Genomic DNA, 17,932 nt, shown 5'->3' with positions numbered 1-17,932 from the left:
AAGTACCTGCTGCTCAAGCACTATCGCGGCGCGCCGGCGCCGGTCAACGACGTGCCGATGGACCAGTGGACGCCCGAGGAGTTCGACGCGCACGTGCGGTACATGCGCGACTTCGCCGCCCGCCTGGAGGAGACGGGGGAGTTCGTCGACCACCGGGCGCTGGCGCCGGGCGGTGCGTTCGTGCGCAACGACGGCGAGGGCCGCCCACCGGTGACCGACGGGCCGTTCGCCGAGACCAAGGACCTCGTCGCCGGGTGGATGATCATCGACGTGGAGTCGTGGGAGCGCGCCGTCGAGCTGGCCGGGGAGCTGTCCGCCGCGCCGGGGGCCGGGGGCAGGCCGGTCCAGGAGTGGCTCGAGGTGCGGCCGCTCCTCACCGACTCGGCCCCGTTCACCGAGTGAACGCGGCGCTGCTGCGGGAGCTGGTGCCCGCGGTGATCGGCGTCCTCGTCCGGCGCGGAGCCGACTTCGCGTCCGCGGAGGACGCCGTGCAGGAGGCACTGATCCGGGCGCTCGACACGTGGCCCGACGACCCGCCGCGCGACCGGAAGGGCTGGCTCGTCGCGGTCGCGTGGCGCAAGTTCCTCGACGCCGCCCGTGCCGAGTCGGCGCGGCGCGGCCGGGAGCTCGTCGTGGACGCCGAGCCGCCCGCGGGCCCCGCGCCCGCGACGGACGACACGCTGCGGCTGTACTTCCTGTGCGCGCACCCCACCCTGCCGCCCGCCTCGGCGGTCGCGCTGACGCTGCGCGCCGTCGGCGGCCTGACGACACGCCAGATCGCGGCCGCCTACCTCGTCCCCGAGGCGACCATGGCGCAGCGGATCAGCCGGGCCAAACGCAGGCTCGCGGGCCTGCCGCTCGACCAGCCCGGCGACCTCGGGACGGTGTTGCGGGTGCTCTACCTCGTGTTCAACGAGGGGTACGGCGGGGACGTGGACCTCGCGGCGGAGGCGATCCGGCTCGCCCGCCAGCTCGTCGCGCTGACCGACGAGCCCGAGGTCGCCGGCCTGCTCGCGCTGATGCTGCTGCACCACGCCCGCCGCGCGTCGCGCACCGATCCCGACGGTCGTCTCGTGCCGCTCGCCCAGCAGGACCGGTCGCGCTGGGACACCGCCATGATCACCGAGGGCGTCGCGATCCTGCAGGCCGCGCTGGCCCGCGACCGGCTCGGGGAGTACCAGGCACAGGCCGCCGTCGCCGCCCTGCACGCCGACGCGCAGCGCGCCGACGAGACGGACTGGGTGCAGATCGTCGAGTGGTACGACGAGTTGCTGCGCGTCACCGACAGCCCGGTCGTCCGGCTCAACCGCGCGGTGGCGGTCGGTGCGGCCGACGGCCCGCACGCCGGTCTGGCGGCGCTCGCGGACGTGAGCCCCGACCTGCCCAGGTATGCCGCGGCGGCCGCCTACCTGCACGAACGCGCGGGTGACCACGAGCGGGCCGCGCAGCTGTACACACAGGCCGCCCAGGCCGCGACGAGCGTGCCGGAACGGGACCACCTCACCCGCGAGGCCGCCCGGGTGCGGCAACTGCCGCCCTCCTAGCGGGCGCGTTTTCCCGCGCGACGCCCGGGTAACCGTTCGTGGTGGACGAGGCGACGTTGCTGCACGCGTTGACGAAGGTGGTCAACACGCTCTCCGCCGCCGGCATCGACTTCGCGGTGGCGGGTGGGTGTGCGGTGTACGCGCGGGGCGGGCCACCGTCCGAACACGACGTCGACGTGTTCCTGCGTGAACAGGACGCGCGGGCCGCGCAGCAGGCGCTGGCGGCCGAGGGGATGCGCCCCGAGGACCCGCCGGAGGACTGGCTCCTCAAGGTCTACGACGGGCACGTGCTGGTCGACCTGATCTTCCAGCCCAACCACCGCGACCCCGGGGAGGTCCTCCGCCGCGCGGAGCCGATGCGCGTCGGGCCCGCGTACGCACCCGTCGTCTCGGCGACCGACCTGATGGTCGACAAGCTGCTCGTGCTCGGCCCGCACCGGTGCGACTTCGCGCCGCTGCTGACCGTCGCCAGGGACCTGCGGGAGCAGGTGGACTGGGCGCGGGTGGCCCAGGAGACCGCGGCGTCACCCTACGCGCGGTCGTTCCTGGTGCTCCTCAATGGACTGTCCGTTGTGGACATCGAGTCGTGCGGCGAAAGGATCCCGACATGACCGACGAGAGCCCGCAGTACCGGGTTGCGCACATCCGGCGCGCACTCGCGGAGGACCCGCGCACCGCCGAGATGGGCGTGCGTGTCAACGTGCGGGGCGACCACGTCCACCTGTCCGGTGAGGTCGCGACCGAACAGCGGCGCACCGAGCTGGAACAGGTGCTGGCCGAGGTCGCGCCGGACGTGTCGGTGAACAACGACGTGCGGGTGGCCGACACCCGCGAACCCGCGCGCCGGGAGGAACTCCGATGATCCGCATCGCCGCGGTCGGGGACGTGCACCTCGGCGAGGACGCGCGCGGGCAGCTGCGGCCCGCGCTCGAGAAGCTGCCCGCACACGCCGACGTGATGCTGCTGGCAGGCGACCTGACCCGGCACGGCACGCTCGACGAGGCGCGGGTCGTCGCCGACGAGTTCGCCGACCTGCCGGTGCCGGTCATCGCCGTGCTCGGCAACCACGACCACCACAGCGACCTGGCCGACGACATCGCGAAGCTCCTGGAGGACCGGGGGCTGCGCGTGCTCGAAGGCGAGGCGGTCACGCTCGAGGTCGACGGCACGAGCGTCGGCGTCGCCGGTGTGAAGGGCTTCGGCGGCGGGTTCGCCGGCAAGTGCGCGAGCAACTTCGGTGAGCCCGAGATGAAGGCGTTCGTCGGGCACACGGTCGAGCGCGCCGAACGCCTGCGTGCCGCGCTGCGCGGCCTGGACACCGACGTGCGGATCGTGCTGACCCACTACTCGCCGATCCCGGAGACGCTGCGTGGCGAGCCGCCGGAGATCTACCCGTTCCTCGGCTGCTACCAGCTGGGCGAGGTGATCGACGAGTGCGGCGCGGACCTCGCGCTCCACGGCCACGCCCACTTCGGTTGCGAGCAGGGGGTGACCGCGGGCGGCATCCGCGTCCGCAACGTCGCGCAGCCCGTCATCCGCAGCGCCTACGCGACCTTCGGCCTGACCGCCGCCTGAGTGGGTGCGCGGACGCCGCTAAGCTGCGCCGGTGATCGATCCTCGGGGGATTGTTCGTCGGTTCGGTGGCGTGGTCTGGTATTCGTCGATCGCGCTGATGCTCTTCGTCGGGTCGCTGGTCCCGGCGTTGCACAGCCACGGGACGCAGTTCGGTGGCATGCCTGCCCGGCCGTACGACGTGCTGGCCGTCGTCGCGATCGCTCTCCAGTGCGGTCCGCTCGTGGTGTGCAGGCGGTGGCCCGTCGCCGGTTTCGTCGTGGTGTCGGCCGGTTTCGCCATCGACCAGCTCCGCGGCTACCACTCGTTCGCGGGCACCGCGTTCGCGATCGCGTTGCTGACCGCCGCGTCGCGGTCGGAGCGGCACCGGCGGGCGACGGCGGTCGTGTCCTCCGCCGCGTACGTGGCGTTCGTGCTCGCGTTCGAGCTGCTCGGCGCGGGCGAGGCGGTGAGCGAGTACCTGACGTTCTACGTGGCGCTGGCGTTGGTGTGGGGCGTGGGCTCGTGGCTGCGGGCCACCAGGGCGGCCGAGGCCGAGCGACGCCGCCGCGTGGCGGAGGAAACCCGTGCCGCGGAACGGACCCGGCTCGCCCGCGAACTCCACGACGTCGTGACCCACCACGTGACGGCGATGGTGGTGCAGGCGGAGGCCGCGCGGTACCTGACCGCGAAACCGGACCGCCTCGACGAGACGCTGACCGTCGTCACCGACACCGGCAGGCAGGCGCTGACCGAGCTGCGGCACCTGCTCGACGTGCTCAACCCCGACCACGGCGCACCGTCCGCGGCCGGGCTCCGCACACTCGTGGAGCAGACCCGCAAGGCGGGCCAGCCCGTGGAGTTCACCGAGGAGGGCACCCCGGCCGGGTCGGCGGGCAACGCGGGCCCGGTGGCCTACCGGGTCGTGCAGGAGGCCCTGACCAACGCGCTCAAGTACGCGCGCGGCAGCCGCACGTCGGTGCAGGTCCTCCACGGCGACCGCGAGATCACCGTGGAGGTCAGCACCGACGCTGCCGGTCCCTCCGACGCGTCCCTCGGCGGGAGCGGGCGCGGACTGGCCGGCCTGCGCGAACGCGTTGACGTCCTCGGCGGCGAGTTCAGCTCGGGCCACGCCACGGGCGGCGGCTTCTACGTGCGGGCCCGCATCCCGGCGGGGGCCTCGTCGTGACCATCCGGGTCCTGGTCTGCGACGACCAGGTGCTGGTCCGCACCGGCCTGGTGACGATCATCGACGCGCAACCCGACCTCGAGGTGGCGGGCGAGTGCGAGGACGGCCAGACCGCGGTCGACCTCGCGCGTGCGCTCGACCCGGACGTGGTGGTGATGGACGTCCGCATGCCGGTGCTCGACGGCATCGCGGCCACCCGCCTGCTCGCGGGCGCCGACGTGCCGCGCCCGGTCAAGGTGCTCGTCGTGACCACGTTCAACCTGGACGAGTACGTGTACCAGGCGTTGCGCGCGGGGGCGGGCGGGTTCCTGCTGAAGGACAGCCCGCCGGACCGGCTGCTGCACGGGATCCGGACCGTGGCGACCGGCGCGGCGCTGCTGGACCCGGCGGTGACGCGTGAGCTGGTCGGCCGGTTCGCCACCCGGATCCGCCCGGCCGAGGGCAGGCCGCGGAACGTGCCGCTGACCCCGCGTGAGCTGGAGGTGCTGCGTCTCGTCGCGGACGGGTTGTCCAACAACGAGATCGCGGGCACGCTCGTGATCAGCCCCGAGACGGTCAAGACGTTCGTGTCGCGCATCCTCACCAAGCTCGGGCTCCGTGACCGGGTGCAGGCCGTCATCTACGCCTACCGCCACGGGTTGGTCACCTGAGTCAGCCGTTGTGCTCGGCGGCCTGCGCGACGACCTGCTGGATGGCCCGGACGGCGACCTCGGGTTCGTCGACGTGAACGTAGTGCCCGCTGTTCGGTGCGGTGACCAGCGTGCTGTCGCTGGAGACGGCGAGCCACTTCCGCTGGCCCTGCGCCCAGGCCTGCTCCATGTCCTGCCCGTACTCGGGAACGGCCTCGGCGAGGTACGGCTTCCCGTGCTGGACCACCTGCACCGGGATGTCCCCGGCGGACGCGACGTCCCCGTCCGGGGTCACGAGCCGCTCCGGGTTCTGCCCCCGCAGCACGGCTTCGGTCTGCGCCACCAGGTCGGCCGCGGGCCCGGTGGCGTTCGCCGGGACGATGGCCTTGAGGTCGGCGCTCTGCGTCGGTGAGGTGGCGTCCAGCAGGACCAGTCCCGCGACCCGGTCCTGGTGGTCGGGCGCGTACCGGGCGGCGAGCAGACCGCCGAGCGAGTGGCCGGCGAGGACGACCGGCGCGTCCCCGGCGACCCGGTCGATCACGGCGGTGAGCACGTCGCCGCTGTCGGCGATCGTCTGCGGCCCGCCCGGCTTGTCGCTGGCGCCCGCGCCGAGCCGGTCGTAGGAGCAGACCAGGTCCTTGTCGCTGAGCTTGTTCTGGAGGTCGGCCATCTTCGTCAGGTCGTCACCGCCGCCGTGCAGCAGCACGACGACGGGCCGGCCTTCCTGTGCCTCGCCCGCGCAGGAGACCTGCACCGAGCCGCCGTCGGCCTCGACCTTCCCGGTGAACGGCGCCTCGTTCTTCGCCGTGGTGGTGCTGTTCGCGGGCGGCGCCGAGGTCTCCTCCGGGGCCTCGTCGCAGCCCGCCAGTGCGACGCAGCACAGCGCGATCGAAGCGGTCACCTTGCCGTTGCGGTTCATCGTGTCCTCCCTCACGGATGTCGCGGCCGTACGCCGCGGCGGCCGGAACACTACGGATCCCGCGCGCCGGAATCGTCCCGTCACGGTGGACACCCGCACGTAGCTCTCATGGGGGACAACGGCCCGTCCCGGTGACCGATCTCGTTGGTGTGGCAGGGAGTTCCCGGCCCTTCGTGGACCGGGCACGCGGTCCGATGTTTCGAGATCGTCCCGGGTTGGTATCCGAACAGCGGACGTACGGGGGCGGTTGGTCGTCCACTGAGGACGGCGGCGCGGTGGGAGGGGCGGGATGACGGAGGCGGACGAGCCGGGAGAAGTCGTCTGGGCCTCGGCGCTGAGGTGGGACGAGGACCTCGCGAACAGCGGCGTCGCGGCGCTCCCCGCGATCCGGGTCTGGGTGCGGCGGACCGCGGGTGACCTCGGTGACGACGTGCTCACCGACCTCCTGCTGGTGGTGGTCGAGCTGGTGACCAACGCCATCGAACACGGCGGCGGCCCCCGCGCCCTGCGGCTGACCCGTACGGACACCGAGATCAACGTGGAGGTCGAGGACGCCAACCTCGACGAGCTGACCCCGGGCGTGTCCAGGTTCGGGCCCGCCGCGCACCGCGGGGCGGGCCTGGTGCTGGTGCGGCGGATCTGCCGGGTCTGGGGCGTGCGGCGTCACCCGGCCGCCGGTGGGAAGACGGTGTGGTCGACGATGCCGTGCGCGGACCACGCCCGCCACGACGAGGCCGTCAGTCCCACCGGAACCACACCGTCGCGACGGTGACACCGGCCGCGGTCACCGCGAGCAGGGCCACGACGGTGTCCGTCGGCACCGCGGCACCCGCCCAGGCGTGGGACAGCGCGTCGACGGTCGCGCCGAACGGCAGCCACGCCCCGACGAGGGCGACGACGTCCGGCAGCGCGTCCGTACCGCCGAACATGCCGCCGACCGCGCCGAGGACGAAGAACGCGACCAACCCGATGGCGACCGCGGAGTTCGGTGTCGGCGCCACCGACGCGACCACCATGCCCACCGCGTACAGCGCGGCGACCGACAGGAGCGTCGCGAGGGCGGCGGCCCCGGCCGCCGCCGGGGGCCGCGCCCCGAAGGCGAGCACCGCGAACGCGAACGCGAGACCGACGCCGAGCAGCGCCTGTGCCAGGCTGACCAGCAGTTGGGCGACGAGCACCAGCAGCGGTGACACCGGGGTGACGGCGAGGCGGCGGAGGATGCCCGCACGCCGGTAGTAGGCGAGGAAGCCCGGCATGTTGATCACCCCGATCGACGCGAGGACGATCGCGAACACCAGCGGCAGCACGTGGACGTCCAGCGCGGAGCGCCCGCCCCCGGCCGTCCGTCCCGCCGCCGCCGAGGCGTTCATGACCAGTACCAGCATCGGCAGCGCGATGGGCACGACGAGCCCGGCCGTGTCGCGGACGACCATCCGCGCCTCGCACTTCGTCAACGTCAGCCACGCGGCAGGCGGGGTGCTCACATCTCCTCCGGTTCGGTTCCGGTCAACGCCATGAAGGTCTCCTCGAGCGAGCCGGTGCCCGCCCTCTCGTTCAGCTCGGCGGGCGGCGCGAGCGCGACGACCCGGCCGCGGTCGAGCACCGCGACCCGGTCGCACAGCCGCTCCACCTCGTCCATCGCGTGGCTCACCAGCAGCACGGTCTCGTCGCGCAGCGCGTCGATCGCGGCCCACACCCGCCGCCGGGCACGCGGGTCGAGGCCGGTCGTCAGCTCGTCGAGGATCACCACCCGCGGTCTGCCGACGAGCGCGAGCGCGATCGACAGCCGCTGCTGCTGCCCGCCGGAGAGCCGTTCGAACCGGGTGCCGCGGTGCTCGGCCAGCTCGACCATGTCGAGCAGGCTCTCCGCCGATCTCGGGTTCCGGTAGAAGCCGCGGTACAGGTCGAGCAGTTCGGCGACGGTCAGTGCGTGGTGCAGGTACGGCTCCTGCAGCTGCACGCCGAGCACCTGCCGCAGCGCGGCCCGGTCCCGCCGGGGGTCGAGGCCGAGCACGGCGATCCGCCCGCGGTCGGGGGCGCGCAGCCCGGCGATCATCTCCACGGTGGACGTCTTGCCCGCGCCGTTCGCGCCGACGATCGCGACCACCTCGCCGGGTTCGACGCGCAGGTCCAGGTCGTCCACGGCGACGACGTCCCCGTACCGCTTGTGCAGGCCGGTCACGAGGATCGCTGGTTCGGTCATGGCGGCGACGCTAGGGGCGGCGGTCGGGTCCGCGCGGGTGCCGCCGGTCAGCGATCGCGACCATGACCATCGGCACCCCCGCCCGGGACGTCCGGATCCCTAGGCTGGGGGCATGGACCGGTTCGGACCCGACGACTGGTCGGGCGTCGCGATGCTCGTCGTGTGCGTCGGCGTCGGCGTGCCGGTGATTCTGGGCGCGACGGAACCCGCCGTGCCGCACGCGGTGTGGCTCGCCGGGTTCGCCGCGGTGATCGCCGCCGCCGTCGGGTCCGTGTTCACCGAACGACCCGCCGCGCGGTACGTGCTGTACGGGCTCGCGGTCGTGGTGAGCTGGGGGCTGGTCGTGACCGCGCCCGGCGCCGGGTTGTTGCCGATCCTGCTGGTGGCGCTCGCGGCGCTGGGCGCGGAGCTGGTCACCGTGCCGGTCGCGCTGGCCGTGACGGGCGCGAACACCGCGATCGTCGCCGTGACCGCGGCACGGCAGGGCGGCGGCGCGGTCGACGTGCTGACCGTCGGCGGGTTCTACGCGCTGATCCAGCTCGCGACCGTGCTCAGCGTCGCGGCCTCCCTGCGTGAGCGCAGGGCGCGCCGCGAGCTGGCCGCGGCCAACGTCGAGCTGCGGGCCGCGGGCGTGCTGCTGGAGGAGTCCGCGCGCACGGCGGAGCGGCTGCGGATCTCCCGGGAGCTGCACGACCTCATCGGTCACCAGCTCACGGTGCTGGCGCTGGAGCTGGAGGCCGCGCGGCACCGCGCGGACGGGCGGGCGCGGGAGCACGTCGAGCGGGCGGGCACGGTGGCGCGCGAGCTGCTCGCCGACGTCCGCGCGACCGTCGACACCCTGCGCACCGACCACGCGACCGACCTGGCGGAGGCGTTGCGCCGGGTCGGCAGGCAGGTGCCGGGCCTCGCGGTCACGGTCGAGATCGACGACGCGGTCGGCGCCGACGAGGAGCAGACGGCGGTGCTGGTGCGGGCGATGCAGGAGATCGTCACGAACACGCTCCGGCACGGGCACGCGGCCACGCTGCGCGTCGAGGTGGCCCGCGACGGCGACCGCATCCGGATGACCGCGGTGGACGACGGGCGCGGCACGCGGGAGGTGCGGGTGGGCAACGGGCTGCGCGGCCTGTCGGAACGCGTCGCCGCGCTGGGCGGCGACGTGTCCTTCGACGGCGCCGCGTCCTTCGACGGCACCGCGGGCTTCCGCGTCACCGCGACGGTGCCGGTGCGATGACCCGCGTCCTGCTCGTCGACGACCAGACCCTGGTGCGCCACGGCATCCGCGCCCTGCTCGACATGGCGGGTGTCGAGGTCGTCGGCGAGGCCGACGACGGCGGCGCCGCGCTCACGGCGATCGAGGAGACCCGGCCCGACGTCGTCCTGCTCGACCTGCGGATGCCGCGCCACGACGGCATCTGGACCCTCAACCGGTTGCGGGAACGCGGCATCGACCTGCCCGTGCTGGTGCTGACCACCTTCGACGACGACACCCTCGTCCTCGACGCGCTGCGGGCGGGCGCGCGCGGCTACCTGCTCAAGGACGTCACCCTCGACCAGCTCACCAGGGCGGTCGCCACCCTCGCCGACGGCGGCACCCTCATCGCCCCCGCCATCACCGACCGCCTGGTGCGCGCGATCCGGTCCGGCCCGTCACCGGCGGGTGTCGACGCGGTGCCTGCGCAGCCCCTCACCGACCGCGAGCTTGAGGTGCTGCGGTTGATGACGCGGGGTTACACGAACCGGGAGATCGCGGGCCTGCTGGTCCTCGCGGAGGGCACGGTCAAGAACCACGTGTCCACGATCCTGCTCAAGCTCGGCGCCCGCGACCGCACCAACGCGGTGCTCAGAGCCCTTCACGACGGCATTCTGCGCTGACGTCCCGGGTGATTCGTCCACCCGGTTTCGGGATACCCCTGCGCGGGAGCCTGTACGTGAAAGGAGACCGCGGCTCATGTCCGTTCCAGACGAAGCCCTGGCCCGTCCCTGGGACCAGGAGATCGACGGAAGCATGGTGCCGGCCGACCCGGCCGACCAACTCGCGGACGTGCTCGGCGCCGTGGCGCGGACACTCGCGGCGGAGCCCGACGTCAACGGGACCATGCACGCGATCGTTACGGCCGCCCTGGCGCACGTCACGGGTGCCGAGCACGCGGGGATTTCGTTGGTGGAGCGCGGCAAGGTGCACACGGTGGCGCCGACCGCGGACGTGGTGACCGAGATCGACGCCCTGCAGCTGCGGCTCGGGGAGGGGCCGTGCGTCGACGCCATCGCCGAGCACCACACGTACCGCACCGGGGACCTCGCCCACGAGGCCCGCTGGCCCGCGTTCGGCCAGGCCGCCGCGCAACGCGGTGTCCGGTCGATGCTCTGCTACCGGCTGTTCGTCCACGACAACACCGTGGGCGCGCTGACCCTGTACGCCAGCCGCCGCGACGCGTTCACCGAACGCACCGAACAGGAAGGGCGGCTGTTCGCGACGCACGCGTCGATCGCGTTGATCAGTGCGCAGAAGGAAGCCAACCTCGCCGCGGCCATCGAGCACCGGGACACCATCGCCACCGCGAAGGGCATCCTCATGGAACGCCACGCCGTCGACGCCGCACACGCGTTCCGCATGCTGGTGGAGGCCTCCCAGCACGCGAACATGAAGCTCTACCGGGTCGCGGAGTGGCTCGTCGACAACCGTGACGAGCGACCCCCGCAGCCCTGACCGGGGGACGCTGACCGGGTCGTCGTCAGTCGGCCCACCCGGCCTTGTTCGAGCACGTCTCGCGGGAGATGCCGGAACCCGTGTCCGGGAAGCTGTCGTGCCGTTCCGCGTAGCGGTGCGCGAAGAAGTAGCACATCGACTCGCACTCGGCGTCCTCGACGGCCAACGACGGGTCGGCGGCGACGGCCTCGTAGTACTCCCGGCCGAGCGCGACGACGAAGCCGCGGCAGTACAGGAAACCGTCGTCGGAGCCGTCCGTGATCTCGCGGAGGTCGGCGCGGTCGATGTCGTACAGCTTCCGCTCGAGGACGCGGTCGAGGTCGGTCAGCTCGGTGTCCGACAGGTCGGCCGAGAGCACCTCCAGGTGGCCGACGAACGCGTCGAGGTGCTCGACGATCGCCTCGGCGGTCTCCTCGTTGTCAGCGGTCAGCATGGCCGTGCGCAGTGTGGCGGGCGTGCTGCCGACACGCTGCCATGCCGACTCGATCAGATTCCAGAAGCGGGCCTCGTCGGCCGCGCTCGGCGTCGTCGTCACGCGCGAACGCCAACACCGTCGACTTCCGTATCACGGAGCGCGCCGACTCACGCCTGTGCCGACACCCGTCGGCGGGCCCAGCCGAAGGTGAGTTCCACCGCCCGTTTCCAGTTGGCGTACTCCTCCTCGCGGTGCCGGGGATCCATCTGCGGGGTCCACCGCGCCGCGAGGTGCCAGTTCCGGCGCAGCCCGGCGAGGTCGGGCCAGTACCCGACCGCGAGCCCGGCCGCGTAGGCGGCGCCCAGCGACACCGTCTCGGCGACCATCGGGCGCATCACCGGCAGGTCGAGCACGTCGGCGATGGTCTGCATCAGCAGGTGGTCCGCGGTCATCCCACCGTCCACCTTGAACACCCGGGAGCGCTCGCCGAGGTCGGCGGTCATCGCGTCGACGACCTCGCGGGTCTGCCACGCCGTGGCCTCCAGCACCGCGCGGGCCAGGTGCCCCTTGGTGATGTAGGAGGTGAGGCCGACGATCAGGCCGCGGGCCTCGCTGTGCCAGTGCGGCGCGAACAGTCCCGAGAACGCGGGCACGATGTAGCAGCCGCCGTTGTCCTTCACGGTCCGCGCGAGGGTCTCGATCTCGGGTGCGGTGTGGATGAGCCCCAGGTTGTCGCGGAACCACTGGACCAGCGACCCGGTGACGGCGATCGACCCCTCCAGCGCGTAGGTCACCGGCTCGCCGCCGAGCTGGTAGCCGATCGTGGTGAGCAGGCCGTGCCCGGAGCGGATGAGCTTGGTGCCGGTGTTCATCAGCAGGAAGCTGCCCGTGCCGTACGTGCACTTGGTCTCGCCCTCGGCGAAGCAGGTCTGCCCGAACAGCGCGGCGTGCTGGTCGCCGAGCGCGGCCGCGATCGCGATGCCCGGCACGACGCGGGTGGTGCGGCCGTGGATCTCCGTGGTGGAGCGGATCTCCGGCAGCATCCGCCGGGGAATGTCGAAGAAGGACAGCAGCTCCGGGTCCCACCGCCGCGTGGTGATGTTCATCAGCATGGTCCGCGACGCGTTGGTCACGTCGGTGACGTGCAGCCCGCCGTTGACGCCGCCGGTGAGGTTCCAGATCAGCCAGGTGTCCATGGTGCCGAACAGCACGTCACCGCGTTCCGCCCGGTCGCGCAGGCCGGGGACGTCGTCGAGCAGCCAGCGCAGGCTCGGCGCGGAGAAGTAGGTGGCGAGCGGCAGGCCGCACCGTTCCTTCACCTCGTCGGCGCCGGGGCGGGCGGCCAGCTCGGCCACCAGGTCGTCGGTGCGGATGTCCTCCCACACGATCGCCCGCCCGACGGGCGCGCCGGTGTGCCGGTCCCACACCACGAACGTCTCGCGCTGGTTGGTGATGCCCAGCGCCACCACCTGGTCGGCCGCGATGCCCGCGTCCCGCATCGCCTGCGGCATGATCCGGTCCACGTTGCGCCAGATCTCCACGGCGTCCTGCTCGACCCAGCCCGGTCGCGGGTAGTGCTGGCGGTGTTCCCGCTGGGCGACCGAGACGAGCCGGGCGTTGCTGTCGAAGACGATGCACCGGGTCGACGTGGTGCCCTGGTCGATCGCCATCACGAACCGTTGCGCCATTGCTCTCTCGTCCTTGGTCGGTCTCAGTTGTCCGCGGCGAGCGAACGGGACACGGCCTCCGCGGCGCGGCACACGTGGTCCACCATCGCCTGCCTCGGCCGGTTCCCGGTCTGGCAGATGCGGTCCACCGCACCGGAGATCCCGATCGCGCCGACGACGAGACCGCCGGGCATCCGGATCGGCGCGGCGATGCTCGCCTCACCCGGCACGTACTCCTCCGCCTCACTCGCCCATCCCGCCGCGCGCACCTCGACCAGCACGCGTTCCAGCGCGGCGGGCCGGACGATCGTGCGGCGCGTGAGCGAGGTCAGCGCGGCGCGGCGGATCGTCGCGAGGAGGCTCGCGTCGTAGGCGAGCAGCACCTTGCCCAGCGCGGTCGCGTGCAACGGCAGCATGCCGCCGATGCCGAGGGTCTGCATGGTGTCGTCCGGGCGGAACACGTGGTGCACGACGAGCACCGCCCCGTCGAGGTGCATGCCGATCCGGACCTCGTGGCCGCTGCGCGCGGCCAGCGTGTCGGCCCAGTTGATCGACCGGGACCGCAGCTCGTTCGCGTCCAGGTAGCTGGTGCCCAGGTGCAGCAGCGCCGCGCCCAGCCGGTAGCGGCCGGTGCCCTGGTCCTGCTCGACGAACTCCACCCGCTGCAACGTGCGCAGGATGCCGTGCGCGGTGCCCTTGGGCAGGCCGAGCGCGGCCGCGATCTCGGCCAGCCCGTGGTGACCGGAACCGCGCGCCAACAGCCGCAGCATCGCCGCGGCGCGCTCGATCGACTGAATCGGACCCGGCACGCCGCGGAACCTACCTAAATCGGTCGTCGTCGGCAATGTCGAACGCTCGCGGCGAGCGAGCCCGCCGGTCACCGCGTCTGTATCGCGAAAGTTGGCTCGCGGGTCCGGAGTGGATCGTCATGGCCGTTCGACAATGTCGACCGCTCGCCGTTGAGCTGCCCGTCACGCGCACATAGCTTCCCGGTACCCACGTGTCGGGGTGACACGCGAGCGTGGTCGTTCAACGGCGAATGGAGGAAACGTGTCTCTGACAGAGGTGTTCGTCAGCGAAACGCTCGGCACCGGCATGTTGATACTGCTCGGGGCCGGTGTGGTGGCGAACGTGCTGCTGGTCAAGTCCAAGGGCAAGGACGGTGGCTGGTTACTCATCAACTTCGGCTGGGGACTCGCGGTGTTCGCGGGCGTGTTCGTCGCCTACAAGTCGGGCGCGCATCTCAACCCGGCCGTGACCCTCGGCATCCTCGCCAGCGGCGCCGACACGTACGCGCCGGAGGTCTCGATCACCGTCGGCTCGACGCTGGTCTACTTCGCGGGTGAGTTCCTCGGTGCGTTCCTCGGCGCCTGCGCCGCGTTCCTGACCTACCGCAAGCACTTCGAGGCCGAGGAGGACGAGGGCAAGAAGCTCGCCGTGTTCTCCACCGGCCCGGAGATCCGCAGCCCCGGCTGGAACGTCGTCACCGAGGTCTTCGGCACGTTCGTGCTCGTGTTCGTCGTGCTGGCGTTCGGCAACACACCGCACCAGCTCGGCCCGCTCGCGGTCGCGCTGCTGGTCGTCGGCATCGGCGCCTCGCTCGGCGGGCCCACCGGGTACGCCATCAACCCCGCCCGTGACCTCGGCCCCCGCATCGCGCACGCCGTGCTGCCCACGCACCACAAGGCGACCGTCGCGGTCGGCGTCGGCGGTCCCGGCACCGCGTCCGCCCGTCCCCGCAAGGACTCCGACTGGGGTTACGCGTGGGTGCCGGTGGTCGGCCCGATCATCGGCGGCGTGCTCGCCGGTCTCCTCTCCCAGGTCGTGTTCTGAAAGGACTTGCCGCAATGACCCAGTACGTTCTCGCCGTCGACCAGGGCACGACCAGCACGCGGGCGATCGTCTTCGACCACTCCGGCTCGATCGTCTCGGTGGGGCAGAAGGAACACCAGCAGATCTTCCCGAAGGCCGGGTGGGTCGAGCACGACCCGAAGGAGATCACCGAGAACACCCGGTACGTCATCGGGCAGGCGCTCGCCAAGGCCGACCTGAACATCCGCGACCTCGCCGCCGTCGGCATCACCAACCAGCGCGAGACCGCGGTGGTGTGGGACCGCAACACCGGTGAGCCGGTCTACAACGCGATCGTCTGGCAGGACACCCGCACGCAGGCCATCGTCGAGGAGCTGGGCGCGCTCGGCGGCGGCGCCGACCGGTACAAGGCCAAGGTCGGCCTGCCGCTCGCGACCTACTTCTCCGGCCCCAAGATCCGCTGGATCCTGGACAACGTGGACGGTGCGCGACAGCGTGCCGAGAACGGCGACCTGCTGTTCGGCAACACCGACACGTGGACGCTGTGGAACCTCACCGGCGGCCCGAACGGCGGCGTGCACGCCACCGACGTCACCAACGCGTCGCGGACCATGCTGATGGACCTCGACACGCTGTCGTGGGACGCGGAGATCGCGGCCGAGATGGGTGTCCCGATGTCCATGCTGCCGGAGATCCGGTCGTCGTCGGAGCAGTACGGCGTCGGCGGTCCCGGGGTGCTGCAGGGCGTGCCGATCGCGGGCATCCTCGGCGACCAGCAGGCGGCCACGTTCGGCCAGGTCTGCTACGAGCCGGGTACCGCGAAGAACACCTACGGCACCGGCAACTTCATGCTGCTGAACACCGGTGAGGAGAAGGTCGCGAGCGAGAACGGCCTGCTCACCACCGTGTGCTACAAGATCGGCGAGCAGAAGCCGGTGTACGCGCTGGAGGGGTCGATCGCGATCACCGGCGCGCTCGTGCAGTGGCTGCGGGACAACCTGAAGATCATCGGGTCGGCAGCGGAGATCGAGACGCTCGCCCGGTCCGTCGAGGACAACGGCGGCGCCTACTTCGTGCCCGCGTTCTCCGGGTTGTTCGCACCGTACTGGCGGGCCGACGCACGCGGAGCGCTGGTCGGGCTCACCCGGTTCGTCGACCGCGGCCACCTCGCCCGCGCGGTGCTGGAGGCCACCGCGTTCCAGACCCGCGAGGTGCTCGACGCCATGAACGCCGACTCGGGCGTGGCGCTGACCGAGCTGAAGGTCGACGGCGGCATGGTCGCCAACGAGCTGCTCATGCAGTTCCAGGCCGACATCCTCGACGTGCCCGTGGTCCGGCCGAAGGTCGCCGAGACCACCGCGCTTGGCGCCGCGTACGCGGCCGGGCTCGCGGTCGGCTACTGGAAGGACCAGGACGAGCTGCGCGCCAACTGGGCCGAGGACAAGCGCTGGACGCCGAACCTCGACGCGGCCGAGCGGGAGCGGGTCTACCGCAACTGGAAGAAGGCCGTCACCAAGTCGTTCGACTGGGTCGACGCGGACGTCAACTAACCACAGGGGAGAGGTGCCGGGATGTCGGCGAAGCTGGACCGCGCGTACCGGGACGCGGCGCTGCGTGCCCTGGCCGAGACCGAGTTCGACGTGCTCGTCGTGGGCGGCGGCGTGGTGGGTGCGGGTGCCGCGCTCGACGCCGCCTCCCGCGGCCTGTCGGTCGCGCTGGTCGAGGCGAGGGACTGGGCGGCGGGCACGTCGAGCCGGTCCAGCAAGCTCGTCCACGGCGGGCTGCGTTACCTGGAGCAGCGTGACTTCGCGCTGGTGCGCGAGGCGCTCAAGGAACGCGGCCTGCTGCTGAACCGCCTCGCACCGCACCTGGTGCGGCCGGTGCCGTTCCTGTACCCGCTGACGCACCGGGTGTGGGAACGCGCCTACGTCGGGGCGGGTGTGCTGCTCTACGACAGCATCGGCGGCGCCCGTGCCCTGCCGATGCACCGGCACCTCTCCCGGCGCGGCGCGCTCGACCTGGCGCCCGCGCTGCGACCGGACGCGCTCACCGGCGCCGTCCGCTACTACGACGCACAGGTGGACGACGCGCGGCTCACCATGATGCTCGCGCGCACCGCCGCTCAGCACGGGGCCACCGTGCTGACGCGTGTCGAGGCGGCCGAGGTCCTCCGGGACCGCGGCCGGCTGACCGGGGTGCGCGTGCGCGACCTGCTCTCGGGAGGTGAGCAGGTCGCGCACGCGCGGCGGGTCATCAGCGCCGCGGGGGTGTGGACCGACGAGGTCCGGGCCCTCGATCACGCGAAGGCGCCGTTCCACGTGCGCATGTCCAAGGGCGTGCACGTGCTCGTGCCGCGCGACCGGCTGCGGCTGGACGTCGGGCTGATCACCCGCACCGAGAAGAGCGTGCTGTTCGTCATCCCGTGGGACCGGCACTGGATCATCGGCACCACCGACACGCCGTGGGACCACGACCCGGACCACCCGGTCGCCACCGGCGCGGACGTCGACTACCTGCTGGCCCACGTCAACGCCGTGCTGCGGGAACCGCTGACCGCCGACGACGTGGTCGGTGTCTACGCCGGACTCCGGCCGCTGCTCGACGCCGGCGTCGCGTCGGGCGACACCACGAAGCTGTCGCGCGAGCACGCGGTGGCCGAACCCGCGCCTGGCTTCTTCGTCGTGGCGGGCGGCAAGTACACCACCTACCGGGTGATGGCCGCCGACGTCGTGGACGCCGCCGTGAAGGGGCTCGGGCGCGCGGTCGCGCCGTCGCTGACCCGGCACCTGCCGATCCACGGTGCCGTGGGCTTCCGCGAGCTGTGGACGACCCGCGACACCCTCGCCGCCCGGGCCGGGCTGCCGGTCGCCACGGTCGAGCGCCTGCTCGGCAGGTACGGCTCGGCGGTCACCGACCTGCTGGCCATGATCGACCGCGACCCGCGGCTCGCCGCCCCGCTCACCGGCGCCGGGGACTACCTGGCGGCCGAGGTCGTCTACGCGGTGACCCACGAGGGCGCGCTGGACCTGGACGACGTGCTGTCCCGGCGCACCCGCATCGCCATCGAGTACCCCGACCGCGGGCGTGCCGCCGTCGACCAGGTGGCCGACCTGGTGGGGGAGCACCTCGGCTGGGAGCTGTCCGATCGGCGGGCCGCGCTCGACGCCTACGACGAGCGGACACGGGCGGAGCTGGCCGCGCTCACGGCCCGCGACGACGCGTCCGCCGTGACACGGCTCGTGGCGGGCTGACCCTCCGGGCCGCCCGGTTCAGGCCTCCGAGCTGCGAAAACA

At 72.5% G+C, this 17,932-nt stretch carries 20 protein-coding genes; 14 read left to right on the top strand and 6 right to left on the bottom strand.

Going from position 1 to position 17,932, the window contains the following annotated elements:
* Positions 1-57: 57 nt before the first annotated feature.
* The 7 genes from ACIBVP_RS26685 to ACIBVP_RS26655 are packed head-to-tail and all read left to right on the top strand — an operon-like array spanning position 58 to position 4,934.
* Complete coding sequence (locus ACIBVP_RS26685) at positions 58-402, top strand: YciI family protein (protein ID WP_396109307.1); 345 nt, start codon at positions 58-60, stop codon at positions 400-402.
* Positions 399-1,544, top strand: coding sequence for an RNA polymerase sigma factor (locus tag ACIBVP_RS26680; protein ID WP_396109079.1), 1,146 nt, complete (start codon positions 399-401; stop codon positions 1,542-1,544). The genes ACIBVP_RS26685 and ACIBVP_RS26680 overlap by 4 nt, the downstream gene beginning before the upstream one ends.
* Before the next feature lie 38 nt (positions 1,545-1,582).
* A complete protein-coding gene (locus ACIBVP_RS26675; protein ID WP_396109078.1) occupies positions 1,583-2,155 on the top strand; it encodes a nucleotidyltransferase family protein in 573 nt (190 codons plus the stop codon).
* Positions 2,152-2,406: a BON domain-containing protein gene (locus ACIBVP_RS26670; protein WP_396109077.1), complete on the top strand. Its 255-nt coding sequence runs from the start codon at positions 2,152-2,154 to the stop codon at positions 2,404-2,406. The genes ACIBVP_RS26675 and ACIBVP_RS26670 overlap by 4 nt, the downstream gene beginning before the upstream one ends.
* Entirely contained in the window at positions 2,403-3,119 is a 717-nt protein-coding gene (locus ACIBVP_RS26665; protein ID WP_396109076.1) for a metallophosphoesterase, read from the top strand. Before ACIBVP_RS26670 ends, ACIBVP_RS26665 begins: the two co-directional genes overlap by 4 nt.
* 31 nt (positions 3,120-3,150) lie before the next feature.
* Complete coding sequence (locus tag ACIBVP_RS26660) at positions 3,151-4,284, top strand: sensor histidine kinase (RefSeq protein WP_396109075.1); 1,134 nt, start codon at positions 3,151-3,153, stop codon at positions 4,282-4,284.
* The gene (locus ACIBVP_RS26655; RefSeq protein WP_396109074.1) at positions 4,281-4,934 is read left to right on the top strand and encodes a response regulator; all 654 of its coding nucleotides are present in this window, start codon (positions 4,281-4,283) and stop codon (positions 4,932-4,934) included. The genes ACIBVP_RS26660 and ACIBVP_RS26655 overlap by 4 nt, the downstream gene beginning before the upstream one ends.
* A 1-nt stretch (position 4,935) precedes the next feature.
* Here ACIBVP_RS26655 and ACIBVP_RS26650 read toward each other — a convergent pair whose 3' ends face one another.
* On the bottom strand, positions 4,936-5,832 hold the full coding sequence (locus tag ACIBVP_RS26650; RefSeq protein WP_396109073.1) for an alpha/beta fold hydrolase: 897 nt from the start codon (positions 5,830-5,832) through the stop codon (positions 4,936-4,938).
* 289 nt (positions 5,833-6,121) lie between these two features.
* Here ACIBVP_RS26650 and ACIBVP_RS26645 point away from each other — a divergent pair, with 289 nt between their 5' ends.
* Complete coding sequence (locus ACIBVP_RS26645; RefSeq protein ID WP_396109072.1) at positions 6,122-6,604, top strand: ATP-binding protein; 483 nt, start codon at positions 6,122-6,124, stop codon at positions 6,602-6,604.
* Here ACIBVP_RS26645 and ACIBVP_RS26640 read toward each other — a convergent pair.
* Positions 6,570-7,316 (bottom strand): ABC transporter permease, encoded by a 747-nt coding sequence (locus ACIBVP_RS26640; RefSeq protein WP_396109070.1) that lies wholly within the window; start codon positions 7,314-7,316, stop codon positions 6,570-6,572. The two genes, ACIBVP_RS26645 and ACIBVP_RS26640, sit on opposite strands and share 35 nt — an antisense overlap.
* Positions 7,313-8,035 (bottom strand): ABC transporter ATP-binding protein, encoded by a 723-nt coding sequence (locus ACIBVP_RS26635; protein WP_396109069.1) that lies wholly within the window; start codon positions 8,033-8,035, stop codon positions 7,313-7,315. The genes ACIBVP_RS26640 and ACIBVP_RS26635 overlap by 4 nt, the downstream gene beginning before the upstream one ends.
* Before the next feature lie 112 nt (positions 8,036-8,147).
* Between ACIBVP_RS26635 and ACIBVP_RS26630 the strand changes: the two genes are divergently transcribed.
* The 3 genes from ACIBVP_RS26630 to ACIBVP_RS26620 all read left to right on the top strand — a co-directional run bounded on the left by ACIBVP_RS26630 (position 8,148) and on the right by ACIBVP_RS26620 (position 10,745).
* Positions 8,148-9,269, top strand: coding sequence for a sensor histidine kinase (locus ACIBVP_RS26630; RefSeq protein ID WP_396109068.1), 1,122 nt, complete (start codon positions 8,148-8,150; stop codon positions 9,267-9,269).
* Positions 9,266-9,910, top strand: a complete 645-nt coding sequence (locus ACIBVP_RS26625) for a response regulator (RefSeq protein WP_396109067.1) — start codon at positions 9,266-9,268, stop codon at positions 9,908-9,910. Before ACIBVP_RS26630 ends, ACIBVP_RS26625 begins: the two co-directional genes overlap by 4 nt.
* Before the next feature lie 76 nt (positions 9,911-9,986).
* On the top strand, positions 9,987-10,745 hold the full coding sequence (locus ACIBVP_RS26620; protein WP_396109066.1) for a GAF and ANTAR domain-containing protein: 759 nt from the start codon (positions 9,987-9,989) through the stop codon (positions 10,743-10,745).
* 25 nt (positions 10,746-10,770) lie between these two features.
* Here the strand turns inward: ACIBVP_RS26620 and ACIBVP_RS26615 are convergent, their stop codons facing one another.
* From ACIBVP_RS26615 to ACIBVP_RS26605, 3 genes are read right to left on the bottom strand one after another with little or no spacing between them, the layout of a single operon-like run.
* Entirely contained in the window at positions 10,771-11,280 is a 510-nt protein-coding gene (locus tag ACIBVP_RS26615) for a DUF4240 domain-containing protein (protein ID WP_396109065.1), read from the bottom strand.
* Between the two features lie 47 nt (positions 11,281-11,327).
* The gene (gene glpK, locus ACIBVP_RS26610) at positions 11,328-12,848 is read right to left on the bottom strand and encodes a glycerol kinase GlpK (protein WP_396109064.1); all 1,521 of its coding nucleotides are present in this window, start codon (positions 12,846-12,848) and stop codon (positions 11,328-11,330) included.
* Between the two features lie 23 nt (positions 12,849-12,871).
* Positions 12,872-13,636 carry an IclR family transcriptional regulator gene (locus ACIBVP_RS26605; protein WP_396109063.1) on the bottom strand — a complete coding sequence of 255 codons (765 nt, stop codon included), beginning with the start codon at positions 13,634-13,636 and terminating at the stop codon, positions 12,872-12,874.
* A gap of 241 nt (positions 13,637-13,877) precedes the next feature.
* Between ACIBVP_RS26605 and ACIBVP_RS26600 the strand changes: the two genes are divergently transcribed.
* From ACIBVP_RS26600 to ACIBVP_RS26590, 3 genes are read left to right on the top strand one after another with little or no spacing between them, the layout of a single operon-like run.
* Positions 13,878-14,660, top strand: coding sequence for an MIP/aquaporin family protein (locus ACIBVP_RS26600; RefSeq protein WP_396109062.1), 783 nt, complete (start codon positions 13,878-13,880; stop codon positions 14,658-14,660).
* A gap of 14 nt (positions 14,661-14,674) precedes the next feature.
* Positions 14,675-16,189, top strand: coding sequence for a glycerol kinase GlpK (gene glpK, locus ACIBVP_RS26595; RefSeq protein WP_396109061.1), 1,515 nt, complete (start codon positions 14,675-14,677; stop codon positions 16,187-16,189).
* A 21-nt stretch (positions 16,190-16,210) separates the two neighbouring features.
* Positions 16,211-17,890: a glycerol-3-phosphate dehydrogenase/oxidase gene (locus ACIBVP_RS26590; RefSeq protein ID WP_396109060.1), complete on the top strand. Its 1,680-nt coding sequence runs from the start codon at positions 16,211-16,213 to the stop codon at positions 17,888-17,890.
* Positions 17,891-17,932: the final 42 nt, after the last annotated feature.

It is taken from the genome of Actinophytocola sp. NPDC049390, assembly GCF_044466355.1.
Lineage (GTDB): Bacteria > Actinomycetota > Actinomycetes > Mycobacteriales > Pseudonocardiaceae > Actinophytocola.
The sequence above is the reverse complement of the archived record's forward strand: the minus strand, read 5'-3'. Positions and strand labels throughout refer to the sequence as shown.

Coding starts and splice junctions, on each gene's coding strand:
- ACIBVP_RS26645 (WP_396109072.1), top strand. CDS start 6,122: ATGACGGAGGCGGACGAGCCGGGAGAAGTCGTCTGGGCCTCGGCGCTG.
- ACIBVP_RS26630 (WP_396109068.1), top strand. CDS start 8,148: ATGGACCGGTTCGGACCCGACGACTGGTCGGGCGTCGCGATGCTCGTC.
- ACIBVP_RS26590 (WP_396109060.1), top strand. CDS start 16,211: ATGTCGGCGAAGCTGGACCGCGCGTACCGGGACGCGGCGCTGCGTGCC.
- ACIBVP_RS26625 (WP_396109067.1), top strand. CDS start 9,266: ATGACCCGCGTCCTGCTCGTCGACGACCAGACCCTGGTGCGCCACGGC.
- glpK (WP_396109064.1), bottom strand. CDS start 12,848: ATGGCGCAACGGTTCGTGATGGCGATCGACCAGGGCACCACGTCGACC.
- ACIBVP_RS26620 (WP_396109066.1), top strand. CDS start 9,987: ATGTCCGTTCCAGACGAAGCCCTGGCCCGTCCCTGGGACCAGGAGATC.
- ACIBVP_RS26635 (WP_396109069.1), bottom strand. CDS start 8,035: ATGACCGAACCAGCGATCCTCGTGACCGGCCTGCACAAGCGGTACGGG.
- ACIBVP_RS26665 (WP_396109076.1), top strand. CDS start 2,403: ATGATCCGCATCGCCGCGGTCGGGGACGTGCACCTCGGCGAGGACGCG.
- ACIBVP_RS26650 (WP_396109073.1), bottom strand. CDS start 5,832: ATGAACCGCAACGGCAAGGTGACCGCTTCGATCGCGCTGTGCTGCGTC.
- ACIBVP_RS26670 (WP_396109077.1), top strand. CDS start 2,152: ATGACCGACGAGAGCCCGCAGTACCGGGTTGCGCACATCCGGCGCGCA.
- glpK (WP_396109061.1), top strand. CDS start 14,675: ATGACCCAGTACGTTCTCGCCGTCGACCAGGGCACGACCAGCACGCGG.
- ACIBVP_RS26685 (WP_396109307.1), top strand. CDS start 58: ATGGACCAGTGGACGCCCGAGGAGTTCGACGCGCACGTGCGGTACATG.